9 protein-coding genes are annotated in these 12,007 nt (G+C 73.5%); 4 read left to right on the forward strand and 5 right to left on the reverse strand.

The window, feature by feature from the left end; all coding sequences use genetic code 11:
• Positions 1 to 149: 149 nt before the first annotated feature.
• From AB0C99_RS35540 to eccE, 4 genes are all read right to left on the reverse strand, one after another.
• Positions 150 to 2,024 carry an ABC transporter substrate-binding protein gene (locus AB0C99_RS35540; protein WP_362483998.1) on the reverse strand — a complete coding sequence of 625 codons (1,875 nt, stop codon included), beginning with the start codon at positions 2,022 to 2,024 and terminating at the stop codon, positions 150 to 152.
• Between the two features lie 206 nt (positions 2,025 to 2,230).
• Positions 2,231 to 5,005 carry an SCO5717 family growth-regulating ATPase gene (locus tag AB0C99_RS35545; protein ID WP_362483972.1) on the reverse strand — a complete coding sequence of 925 codons (2,775 nt, stop codon included), beginning with the start codon at positions 5,003 to 5,005 and terminating at the stop codon, positions 2,231 to 2,233.
• Between the two features lie 214 nt (positions 5,006 to 5,219).
• Positions 5,220 to 5,900 (reverse strand): hypothetical protein, encoded by a 681-nt coding sequence (locus AB0C99_RS35550; RefSeq protein WP_362484000.1) that lies wholly within the window; start codon positions 5,898 to 5,900, stop codon positions 5,220 to 5,222.
• A 383-nt stretch (positions 5,901 to 6,283) separates the two neighbouring features.
• Positions 6,284 to 7,609 (reverse strand): type VII secretion protein EccE, encoded by a 1,326-nt coding sequence (gene eccE, locus AB0C99_RS35555; protein WP_362483974.1) that lies wholly within the window; start codon positions 7,607 to 7,609, stop codon positions 6,284 to 6,286.
• A gap of 192 nt (positions 7,610 to 7,801) precedes the next feature.
• Here eccE and eccB point away from each other — a divergent pair, with 192 nt between their 5' ends.
• From eccB to AB0C99_RS35575, 4 genes are all read left to right on the forward strand, one after another.
• Positions 7,802 to 9,349 carry a type VII secretion protein EccB gene (eccB, locus tag AB0C99_RS35560; RefSeq protein ID WP_362483976.1) on the forward strand — a complete coding sequence of 516 codons (1,548 nt, stop codon included), beginning with the start codon at positions 7,802 to 7,804 and terminating at the stop codon, positions 9,347 to 9,349.
• A gap of 23 nt (positions 9,350 to 9,372) precedes the next feature.
• Positions 9,373 to 10,644, forward strand: coding sequence for a type VII secretion-associated serine protease mycosin (gene mycP / locus AB0C99_RS35565; RefSeq protein WP_362483978.1), 1,272 nt, complete (start codon positions 9,373 to 9,375; stop codon positions 10,642 to 10,644).
• A gap of 238 nt (positions 10,645 to 10,882) precedes the next feature.
• Positions 10,883 to 11,221, forward strand: coding sequence for a WXG100 family type VII secretion target (locus AB0C99_RS35570; protein WP_362483979.1), 339 nt, complete (start codon positions 10,883 to 10,885; stop codon positions 11,219 to 11,221).
• 44 nt (positions 11,222 to 11,265) lie between these two features.
• Positions 11,266 to 11,559 carry a WXG100 family type VII secretion target gene (locus AB0C99_RS35575; RefSeq protein ID WP_351667517.1) on the forward strand — a complete coding sequence of 98 codons (294 nt, stop codon included), beginning with the start codon at positions 11,266 to 11,268 and terminating at the stop codon, positions 11,557 to 11,559.
• 81 nt (positions 11,560 to 11,640) lie between these two features.
• On the opposite strand, the gene AB0C99_RS35580 is transcribed toward AB0C99_RS35575, so the two are convergent.
• A complete protein-coding gene (locus AB0C99_RS35580; RefSeq protein WP_132918945.1) occupies positions 11,641 to 11,886 on the reverse strand; it encodes a DUF397 domain-containing protein in 246 nt (81 codons plus the stop codon).
• Between the last annotated feature and the right edge of the window lie 121 nt (positions 11,887 to 12,007).

A 12,007-nucleotide genomic window follows, 5' to 3' on the forward strand; every position in this document is an offset into this window, starting at 1 on the left:
CTTGGCCTCATCGGCCCTCGTGGCGGGTGCCGCGACCGCCGTGGTGCCGGTGGCCGTGGGTCGCTTCGGCTACCGGCGACGTCTTCAGGTCGAGGCCGGACCGGCTCGGTCCGGGCCGCGGAGGCGGGGGTGCTCGCGCTCGTCACCGGCTACTCGCGGTCGTCGGAGGTGGAGCGGCGGCGCATCCCCAGGAAGATCCCGAGGCCGACGACCACCACCACGGCGGCGCCGATCCCGATGATCACCCCGGTGGAGGAGGAGCCGGAGCCCCCGTCCGAGGCCCGGGCGGCGGGCACGGCCGACCACCAGCTCCAGTAGCCGTCCTGGCCCCAGAGGTTGCCGGCCGCCGAGGGCATGGTGGTGATGGAGCCGATCTGGTCGGTGCGGTACGCCTCCAGGGCGTTGGGGTACGCGAGGACGTTCATGTAGCCCGTGTCGTACAGCCGCGACTGCAACCGCTTCACCAGGTCCGCGCGCTTGGCCGGGTCGTACTCGACGGCCTGCTGCGCGTACAGCGCGTCGAAGCGCGGGTCGCAGATGAAGTTGTCGGTGGCGCCGGAGTCCTTGGGGGTCGCGGGCAGCGCGTCGCAGGTGTGGATCGACAGCACGTAGTCCGGGTCCGGGTTGACCGACCAGCCGTCGAAGGCGAGGTCGTAGTCGCCCTTGACCCACGGGTCGGAGACGCTGTCCAGGCACTCGACCTTCAGCCCGATGCCCAGCCCGCCCCACCACTCCTGGAGGTACTTGCCGACCGCCTTGTCGTTCGGGTCGGTGGCGTGGCACAGGATGCGGAAGTCGAGCGGCCTGCCGTCCTTGCCGAGCCGCTTGCCCTCGCCGTTCTTCCGGTAGCCGGCCGCGTCCAGCACCTGGGCCGCCTTCGCCGGGTCGTAGCCGCGCTTCTGCTCGGCCGTGGGCTGCCAGAAGTACGAGCCGAAGCGCGGCGGGATGTAGCCCTCGCCCTCGACGGCGTGCCCCTGGAAGACCTTGTCGACCAGGGTGGCCCGGTCCACGGCGAGGAAGAGCGCCTTGCGCACCTCCGGGTCGAGCAGCGCCTTGTTCCCGTTGCCGAAGGTCTTGCCGTCCTTGGCCCGCGCGCCCGGGTTGGTGGCCAGCGCGAAGAAGCGGCGGCCGGGTGCGTCGTTGACCTTGATGTCCGGCTGCGTCTTCAGGGCCGCCGCCTGGGCGGGTGTCAGGTTCGGTACGAAGGACACCTCGCCCTTCTGGAGGGCGGCGACGGCCGCGTCGCCGTCCTTGTAGTACTTGAAGACCAGCTCGTCGAACTTGGGCGCGCCGCGCCAGAAGTCCTTGTTGGGCTTGAGCTTGATGTACTGGTCGACCTTGAAGTCCGTGATGACGAAGGGCCCGTTGCCCACGATCGGGAACTGCTTGTCGTTGTTGAACTTCGAGAAGTCGCCGACCTTCTCCCACACGTGCTTGGGCACGATCGGCACGTCCAGTGCCGTCATCGTCGCCTGAGGCTTCTTCAGCTCGATGACCAGGGTGCGCGGGTCGGGCGCGCTGACCGTCTTGAAGTTGGCGGTGAAGCTGCCGTTGGCGGTCGCCGCGTTCGGGTCGGTCATCATCTTTTGGAACGTCCACGCCGCGTCCTCGGCGGTGGCCGGCTGCCCGTCGGACCACTTCGAGTCCGAGCGGATCGTGTACGTCCACGTCAGCTTGTCCGGCGAGGACGCCCAGGCGGTCGCGAAGCCCGGGACGGTGCGCGCGTCCTTCGGGTCGTAGTTGGTCAGGTACTCGTAGGCCAGCCGGTGGATGCTGGTGGAGACCAGCTTCTGGGCGAGGAAGGGCGAGAGGGAGTCGACGCTCTGCGAGACGGCGACGGTGAGCGTGCTGCCCGCCCCCGCCTTGCCGTCGCCGTCTCCGGCGGCCCCGGCGACCGCCCCCGCCGCCTGCGGGACGGCCACGAGCGAGGCGGCGGCGACCCCGTGGGCGACGAGCAGGCGCAGGGCCCGGCGGGCGGGAGCTCTGTGGGCGGGTGCCGGAGGGGGTGGTGCCTTCGTGACCATGACCATGGGGCGTGACCTCGCGTCGGGATGCGTGCGTCGGGGGAAGTGCCGTGGATCTTGGGCTGACGATGGATGAAGCGAAGGTGTATCAGCGGTGGTCTGCCGTCGTCAACGATGTCTCAAACCACGTGTGGACTGCGGGAATGCCAAAAGCCCCCGTACCGGAACACCGGTTCGGGGGCTCATTGGTCTACTCCTGTGACGCCTTACTGCTGAGGGGCTGGCGGAGCCTGCGGAGGCTGCTGCGGCGGCCAGTTGGGCGGCGGGACCTGCCCCTGCGGATCGGCCTGCGGCGGGAGCGGCTGCGCGGGCGGCTGCTGCCAGCCCTGCGGCACCGGCGGCTGGATCCCGTACGCCTGACCGGGTGCGGGCGGTGCTCCGTACGGCTGACCCGGCTGGCCCTGGTGGGGATGGGGCCCCGGCGCGTACGGCTGCCCCGGCACCGGCCCGCCCTGCGGCGGGTACGGCTGCGGCGGATAGGGCTGACCGGGCGCGGGCATGGGCGCGGGCGGGGCCGGGGGAGCGGCGGGCGCGGGATACGGCTGCCCGGGCGCCTGGCCGTGGCCCGGCACCTGGCCGTGGCCGGGCATCGGCGGGGCCATGTGCGGGGGCAGCCCGCCCTGCGGGTCGCCGGTCCACAGCCCCTGCGCCTGCTGGGCGCGCGTGAAGTCCTCGGCGACCATCGCCGAGAGGTGGAAGTACGCCTCCCGGGTCTTCGGCCGCATCATGTCGAGGTCGACCTCGGCGCCCGCCGCCAGGTGCTCGTCGAAGGGCACCACGACGACGCCGCGGCAGCGGGTCTGGAAGTGCTGCACGATGTCCTCGACCTTGATCATCTTGCCGGTCTCGCGGACCCCCGAGATGACGGTGATCGAGCGCTGCACCAGCTCCGCGTAGCCGTGCGCGGAGAGCCAGTCCAGCGTCGTGGAGGCGCTGGAGGCGCCGTCCACGGACGGCGTGGAGATGATGATGAGCTGGTCGGCGAGGTCGAGCACCCCGCGCATCGCGCTGTAGAGCAGCCCGGTGCCGGAGTCGGTCAGGATGATCGGGTACTGCTTGCCGAGGACGTCTATGGCCCGCCGGTAGTCCTCGTCGTTGAAGGTCGTCGAGACCGCCGGGTCCACGTCGTTGGCGAGGATCTCCAGGCCGGACGGCGCCTGCGAGGTGAACCGCCGGATGTCCATGTACGAGTGGAGGTACGGGATCGCCTGCACCAGGTCGCGGATGGTCGCCCCGGTCTCGCGGCGCACCCGGCGCCCGAGCGTGCCGGCGTCCGGGTTGGCGTCGATCGCCAGGATCTTGTCCTGTCGCTCGGTGGCCAGGGTCGCGCCGAGCGCGGTGGTCGTCGTGGTCTTGCCGACGCCGCCCTTGAGGGAGATGACCGCGATCCGGTAGCAGGAGAGCACCGGCGTACGGATCAGCTCCAGCTTCCGCTGCCGCTCGGCCTCCTCCTTCTTGCCGCCGAGCTTGAACCGGGCCGAAGCGCCGGGATTGCGGCTGGACTTGGCCTTCTGCTTGCTGTTGCGCAGCAGCCGGTCGGAGGAGAGCTCGACGGCCGCGTTGTAGCCGAGCGGGGCGCCCGGCACGGACCGCTCGCGCTGGTCGTGCGTCACGGCCGTGGGCCAGGCGGCCCCGGTCCGGGGATCCACCGGCGGGGCGGGCACCGCGTAGTCGGGCGGCAGGCTCCCGGGCTGCGGGGCGTGGGGAGCCTGAGGGGCCTGCGGATGCTGCGGGGCCTGCGGGGGTACGGGCGCGGGCTGGCCGGGATGGGGGAAGCCGTAACCGCCCTGCGGGGGTACGGGCGCGGGTGCGGGCTGTCCCGGGTGCGGGAACCCGTAGCCGCCCTGCGGGGGCTGGGGCTGCGCCGGGAAGGGCTGGGGCCCCGGCTGGCCGGGGTAGGGCTGGGCGGGCGGCGGGAAGCCGTAGCCGCCCTGCGGGGGCGCCGGGGCGGGCGCGGGTGCCGGCGGGGCGGGCCAGGAGGCGGCCTGCGGCAGCGGGGCGGCGGCGGGCGGCTGCTCGCCGGGCGCCGTCTGGGCGGGCCACTGCGGGGCCGCCGCGGGGGTCGCGGGCTGGAACGAGGGCGGCAGCGGCGGCAGCGCACCGCCGCCGGGCAGCGGCTGCGCGGGCGGCAGCCCGGGTCCGGGCACGGCGTCCTGCGGCTCGAAGGGCGCGGGGGCGGGGGCGGGGGCGGGGGCGGGCGCCTGGACGGGGGGCTGCGGCTCGGCGGGCACGGGCACGGCGTGCTCCACGGGCGCGGGAGGCGCGGCGGCGACCGGCGGCTGCGGTTCGGCGGGCGCGGCGGCCTCGGCGGCGGCCTCGTCGGGAGCCTGGTCCGTGCCGTCCGCCGCCGGGACTTCGGCGCTCGCCTCGGCCTCGGCCTCGGGCTCGGCCTTCGCGACGGCCTCGGCCACGGGCTCCACCGAACCCTCGGGCTCGACGGGCTCCACCGGCCCCTCGGCCACGGGCGCGGCGGCCTCGCTGACGGCCCGCTCGGGCTCGGGCTCCGGCGAAGGCGCGGTCTCCGGCGAAGGCGCGGGCGGAACCGGCTGCCCGCCGGACGGCTCGCCCAGCTCGCGCTTCAGCGCGGCGGGGGAGAAGCGCATGGTCGCCCCACTCTCCACGTCCCCGCCCCCGAAGGGCGCGGGCGCCACCGGAGCGGGAGCCGCAGGTACGGGAGGCATGGGCGCGGGCGCCACCGGAGCGGGCGGCATGGGCGCGGGGGCCGGCGGCGGCGTCCAGGTCGGCTCGAAGCCGCCCGCCGCCGGAAGCCCGGGAACGGCCACCGGCGCACCGGTCGGCGGGGGAGGCGTGGGCGCCGTAGCGGCCGAACCGGCGGACGCGTTCTGCGTGTACCAGGCCGGAGGGGTGTAGTCGATCGTGAACTCGCCCGTCATCTCGGCGGCGTCCGGGTCGGACTGGTCGGACTGATCGTCGACGGGCGGGTTCCAACCCCCCTTGATCTCGTCCCGGTCGCCGTTCACTTTGCCTCCTGATGTGGTCGCGCACCCTTGTGCCGTCATGGGCGGGCCCTTCCCACCCTAAACGCCAACCGTGCCCGTCGGGCAGGGCCGACGGCCCCCCGCCGCGCACCGCGCGGACCACGCCCGGGCCCCAAGTGACCCACGCGTACCGGAGCGTGAAACGCCCGGTGAAGGAAATGCCTAGATAAGTGGACAAGTGGACAGGTCCGGCGGCTCAGTCCATCCGGCGCGCGCCGCCCAACAATCCGGTCTCGGCGTCGGTGGCCTGCGTCATGACGAACTGCCGGTCGTTCGGGGTGCACCACAGGGTCACGCCGTCGGCGAGCGTGGACAGCGCCTCCGACTCGCTGCGCCGGAGCCCCATGATCCGCCCGATCCGGGCCGCCTCGTCGGGGGACACCCGCTGGACCCCGACCAGCGAGGACTTCTCAAGCAGCCGGGGAGCGACCGGGCTCAGATAGGGGAGCAGGGTCACGACCGACTGCCAGGGCGCCGACACCACCCGGCCGCGCGGCGGCCGCATGCCGCAGTCGCGGACGACGACGACGGGACTGCCCGCGGAGGCGCCCTGGGGCGGCACCCGCCCCACGTCGTGCAGGGTGATGCAGGGCTGCCCGCCGCCCGCGGCTTGCGCCAGCGTGGTCCACGCCTGCGCGCGGCCGGTCTCGACGGCGATCCGGGCGCCGGTCGCCGCCGCGCGCAGGGCGAGGACCTGCGCGGTCCACAGGCCGCCGATGAGCGTGACGTCGTAGGGGCTGGGCCGGTTGATGCCGAGCACGGCCGGACGGCCCTCGGCGTCGACGCCGACGACCAGGCCGTCGTCGCCCACCGGCAGCGCCAGCGCGCCGAGTTGGTCGAGGGGGACGGAGTGCCGGTCCCGGCGCGGGCCGATCAGACCGAAGCCGAACCGGGGCCTGCCGCCGCGCCCCGTACGCCGTGCGGCACCCCGCTCGGCGCCGCCGGTCCGCCGCGCGGGCGCCCCGGCGGGACGCCCGCCGGACACCCCTTCGCCGCCGCCGACGGCGACGGCGCCCGTGTTCGCGGGCGCGCCCGAGAGGACCCCGCCACCGGGCTGCCCGGCGACGGGCTGCCCGTACGCCTGCCCGGCGGAAGGCCCGCCCGGCTGCCCGCCAGGCTGCCCGTACGCCTGCGCGGCCGGCCGTCCGGCGGCCTGTCCCATCGAGCCCACAGACCCCACCGCGCCCACAGACCCCATCGCGTTCCCGTGCCCCGTCCCGTATCCCTGCGGCTGCGCGGGGCCGTTCGCCGGCGTGGCCATCAGCGCGCACCCCCCAGCGGCAGCGTCGCCAGCATGCCCGGGACCTGCTCGCGGTCCAGCCGCACCAGGCCCGTCTTCACGCCGCGCGCCGCCCGCTCCAGTTCGTGCCGGGCCGTCACCAGCTCCTCGTCGCTGCGCCCGGTGATCCGTACGTGACCGGTGACCGTCACCTCCTGGCGGTCACCGCCGCTGAGCGTCAGGCTGAACGTCGTCGCCAGCGCCGGCAGCGAGGTCAGCAGCGCCACCAGCTGCGGCATCGACGCCCCCGCGCCGCCCGCCCCGCCCAACTGGGGCCAGCGCCCCACCCAGTACGTGGTGTGCCGCCGGTCGTCCACCCGCCAGGTCCGCGCCGTCTCCTGGGTCCGCCGCGCCTGCGCCTGCCCCCGGCCCGCCTGCGCTATGGCCATCGGGCTGGCGCAGGTCGAGGTGGCGAGCGCGGCGGTCAGCTCCTGCTCGGTGAGGACGGTGGCGGTGAAGCCCGCACCGGCCAGCCGGCTCGCCAACTGGTCCGCCGCCCGCACCAGGCATTTCTGCGCGCCCTCCAGACCGCCGCCGCGCGCCTCCACCGCCTCCGGGCACAGCTCCGGGTCGAGCTTCAGCGCGATCCAGGTGATCCGGAGCGCCGGAGAGCCCGTCTGCGCCTGCAGCGGCGCGTAGTTGCGGGTGGCCATCGACTGCGCGGGCAGGTGCGGCGCGGGCGCCGGCTGGGTGTGCTGGACGATCTGCGCCGACTCCAGCCGGATGCCGTCCACCGCCAGCACGTCCCGCACCAGGCCGACCGGCAGCGGGCGCGCCGAGCGGTCCGGGCGCAGCGCCGTGGCCTCGGACTCGACCCGGACCACCGCGGTGAGGAAGGTGCCGTCGCCGATCATCCCGACCGGCCGCCGGTCGCGGTCGCTGTACGCGTAGGTCCGCAGCGCCGGGTCGCACTCGACGACCGGGGCGAGCCCCGGCTCGGTGCCCTCGGGCACCGTCAGGGACGCGGCCCGGCGGGCCCGCGCGCGCAGCGCGAGGAAGGTGCCCAGCCACTCCGGCAGCGAACGCCGGTGCCGGCGCACCAGCGCGAGCAGCACCAGCACCGCGGCGAGCACGCCCGCGGGGACCAGCATCAGCTTGTCGATGGCCGCGGCCACGAGCAGCAGCGCCGCCGCGACCTCGATCAGTACGAGCTGTTGCAATCGGAACGCACCGAAGTGTCCGGGGTGTGCCTGGAGTCGGGGCGCCACGGAGGACGGAACGGACGAACCGGACCCCGGAGCGGGGGAGACGGGGGGCGCCGAAGAGGGCGCGGCGACGGCGGGCCTCGCCCGCGTAGCGGAAGCCATGATTGGAGAATCCCCCTCAATTCATCCCGATCACCCTGGCCCGCCAGGCCATTGGCGGCTGGATCACCCTACCCGCCCCGCGAACACGGGCGGACAGCAGGCATAGTAGGGGGCCGGTCCGGCAGCCGGGGCCCGGGCGCCCTGCTCCCCGGACTCCCGAGCGACGACTGCGCCTGACGAAAATGGGGACTCATGGCATCACGGCGGGACGAGCTCAACGCGTACACCTTTGCGAAGAAGCGCACCATCGCGGCATTCCTCCAACCCTCTCCCTCGGGTACGGAGGAGGGGGCGCCCAGGCCGCTGCGCGCGGTCGTCCCCGGGCTGATCGTCGGGGCGCTGGTGGTGGCCGGGTTCGGTGCCTGGGGCATGTTCAAGCCCACCGCCCCCAAGGGCTGGGACACGCCCGGCACCAGGGTGATCGTCGGCAAGCAGTCCACCACCCGTTACGTCGTGCTGACCACCGGCACGGGCAAGGACAAGAAGACCCTGCTCCACCCGGTGCTCAACCTGGCCTCCGCCCGGCTGCTGCTCAACCCCGACGACTTCGCCGTCATCCAGGTCGCCGACAAGGAGCTCGACAAGGGCGACCCGCCGCGCGGCCCGATCCTCGGCATCCCGTACGCCCCCGACCGGCTGCCGAGCGACAAGGACGCGGGCACCGCCAAGCGCTGGGCGGTGTGCGAGCAGCCCGGCGGCGGCAACGGCGGCGGGGTGCAGAAGGCCGCCTTCCTCTTCGCCGAGCGCGACCTCGGGCGCACGGACGACAAGTACCGGCTGGGCCCCGCCGACGTCCTGTACGTGAAGGGGCAGAAGGAAGGCGCCCAGTACCTCGTCGACCACACGGGCACCAAGTACCGGATCGACGAGACGGCGAAGAACCTCACCACGACGCTGTTCGGCGAGGGCCGGCAGCCCCAGCAGGTGACCGACGACTGGCTGAAGACCCTGAAGACCGGCTCGACCGTCACCTACCCGAAGGTCCCCGGCGTGCTCGGCGCCGACGCCGGCGTCAACGGCGGCCTCTCGGAGGCGCAGGACAGGATCGGCATGGTGCTGGTCGCCCAGACCGGCTCCGGGCCCCAGCACTACGTCGTGCTCCAGGGGAAGGTGCGGCCGGTGTCCCCGTTCACCGCCCGGCTCATCATCAACTCCACGGACACGGCCGATGCCCAGCTCGGCATGAACGGGCAGGCCAGCGCGGTCGACATGGGCCAGCTCAGCCCCGACCCCGCCCGCTTCGGCGCCGAACTGCGCTGGCCCGAGGCGCAGTCCAAGCTGGTCAACTCCGTCGGCGGGGCGGGCGCCCGCGACACCGTCTGCTCGGTCCTGCGGAGCGTCGGCGACAAGGGCCGGACGGTCCTGTCGACCTGGGCGGGCACCGCGTACCCCGCCGACATCACGGCCGGCGGCACCAGCACGTACGTCACCCCCGGCACCGGCCTGCTCTACACCCAGGTCCAGGGCGGCCAGGCCGCGGCCGGCGGCTCCCTCTTCCTCGTCACCGACACCGGGCTGCGCTACGCCGTGCAGGCCAACGGCGACAGCGACAAGAGCCGTTCCGGCATCGGCGCGGGCGAGCAGCCGCAGGGCGACCGGCGCCCGGAACCCTCCGACGCGCAGAAGCGTCTCGGCTACGAGAAGGTCACTCCGGTGCTCGTCCCGCAGGAGTGGTCGGACTTCCTGTCCAAGGGCCCGCGCCTCGACACCAACAGCGCGCGCCAGCCGCAGGGTTCGTGAGGGGCGTGAGGGAGGTGACTCGGATGACGGCGCGGACGGCGACGTACCGCACGGGAGCCCTGCTCGCCGCCGCGGCCCTCGGCTGTCTGCTCGCGGCGCCGCCCGCCGCGTACGCCGAGGGCGTCCCGGGTCCCGCCGGTCTCGACGGCAGCGGCGAGTGCACGTTCCCGATGAAGAAGCAGATCGAGGGCATCCCCTGGCCGCTCCAGCGGGTGCTGCTCGACGAGCTGTGGCAGGACACCAAGGGCGCGGGCGTCCGGGTCGCCGTCATCGACACCGGGGTCGACATCAAGAACCCGCAGCTCAAGGACGCGGTCGACGTCAAGGCGGGCAAGGACTACCTGAAGCCCGACAAGGAGAACCCGGGCATCGGCGACGAGAACCGCGGCAAGACCGGCGGCGTCGTGGACGAGGTCGGCCACGGCACCAAGGTCGCCGGCATCATCGCCGCCCGGCCCGCCGACGGCACCGGCTTCGTCGGTCTCGCGCCCGAAGCCAAGATCATCCCGATCCGGCAGAACGACGAGAAGAACAGCGGCAAGTCCGACACGATGGCCCAGGCGATCGACCACGCCGTCGCCCAGGGCGCCGACGTCATCAACATCTCCCAGGACACCGCCCAGCCGCTCGGCGCGAACTCCGCCATGGGCCGGGCCGTGGCCCGCGCGATCCGCGCGAACGTCGTGGTCGTCGCCTCCGCCGGGAACGACGGCATCGACGGCAGGTCCCGGATGACCTACCCCGCCGGCTTCGCCGGCGTCCTCGCCGTCGCCGCCTCGGACCGCAACAACGAGCGGGCGGCCTTCTCCCAGCCGGGCGACTTCGTCGGAGTCGCCGCCCCCGGCGTCGACATCGTCTCCACCGTCCCGGGCGGCGGCCAGTGCGTCGACAACGGGACCAGCTTCTCCGCCCCGTACGTCGCCGGGGTCGCGGCCCTGCTGCGCGCCAAGCACAAGGACTGGAGCGTGGCGCAGATCGTGACCAGGATCGAGCAGACCGCCGTCCGCCCGGTCAACGGACGTGACGCGTACGTGGGTTGGGGCGTGGTGGACCCGGTGCGGGCGCTCGCCGACGGCCCCGACGACACGGCCCCGGCGAGCAGCCCGACGCCGGACCCGGGACCGCCGAAGGCCGCGGCGCCCGAACCGGCCGCCATGGCGATGTCGGAGACCCCCCAGGAACGCTCCGAACGGCTCGCCACCTACGCGCTGGGGATCGGCGCGGTGCTGGTCGCCGTGGTCGCCGGAACCGCCGCCGTGATCCGCGACGGCCGGCGCCGGAGATCGCTCCGGTGACGGCCCCGCCGGTGGCCCCGTCGACCGCCTCCGGAACGGCCCTCGGAACGGCCCGCCGGGCCAAGTATCCGGTGGCTACTTTGCAGTTGGAACTACCGTCCCCAATGGCTAGAGTGACCGGCGGGGGCACGGCAGTGCGACCCCAGCACGGGGGCGGCATCAAGAGATACCCGTCCGTATCGCGTTCGGAAGGCCCGGCGGCCTGACCGCCGCCGCCACCGAAGGAAGAAGGGGCAAGATGTCGAAAGACCTGAACGTAACCAGTGCCGAACAAGTCAAGCTCGCCGGCCGGATCCAGGACTTCCACGACGAGCTCCAGGCCCGCATCACGTCCCTCAACGGCGTGGTGGACCGCATCCAGGCGGGCTGGCAGGGCGCGGCGAGCAAGGAGTACGACCGGGTCCAGAACGACCTGAACCAGCGGCTGCGCAACATGCGCGTCGAGCTCGTCAAGCTCGAAGAGGTCATGCGCATGAGCGCCGACGGCTTCACGCGCGAGGAGGAGGACCGCATCCGGTCCTTCCGCAAGATGGACGACACGTCGAGCGGCCAGAGCGCCATCCTCGGCATGGCCTGAGCCTCGCCCACCTCCCGCGTCTCAACACTCCAGGAGCCACGAACATGACTACTGCGGTCAATTACGACACCGTGACCCAGGCGGCGGGCGATGTCCGCCTGACGTCCAGCCAGCTCAGCCAGAAGCTGGACGACCTCATGGCCGAGGTCAACCGCGTCGCCTCCAACTGGGAGGGCGAGGCGAAGATCGCGTACCGCGAGAGCCAGGACCGCCTCACCAAGGACATGGCGGGCATGAACCAGGACCTGGCGCGCATCGCCCAGCTCCTCGACGAGTCGGTCGTCGGCTACCAGGACACCGACAAGGGCAACGCGTCCCGCTTCCGCATGATGATGTGACCCCGCGTCACTGACACAGAGGGGGTGGCCCGTGCGACACGGGCCACCCCCTCGCGCGTACGCGGTCGCCCGCCGGTTCCGCTACTTCAGGTCGAACTCGCCGTCCCGCGCGCCCAGCACGAAGGCGTCCCACTCCGCCTTCGTGTAGCGCAGCACGGTCTCCTTGTCGAGCGAGGAGCGCATCGCGACCCCGCCGCCCGGCAGGTACGCGATCTCCACCCGCTCCTCGTCCGGACTGGTCCCCGGCGCCCCCTGCCACTCGACCCCGGAGATGTCGAGGGCGTAGAGCTCTTCCTTCACGCGTTCCCGGTCCTGGGCGTCAGTCATCGGCGCGGTCCTTATCTGTGCTGATCAGTCCTGTGAAACGAGCCTGCGGCCCAGCCTATCGACGACGACACCCGCCCCGGGACCGTAAAGGGAAACGGTCCCGGGGCGGGTGTCGGAGCTG

This window comes from Streptomyces sp. NPDC048659, from assembly GCF_040650575.1.
In the GTDB taxonomy this organism is placed as follows: Bacteria; Actinomycetota; Actinomycetes; order Streptomycetales; family Streptomycetaceae; genus Streptomyces.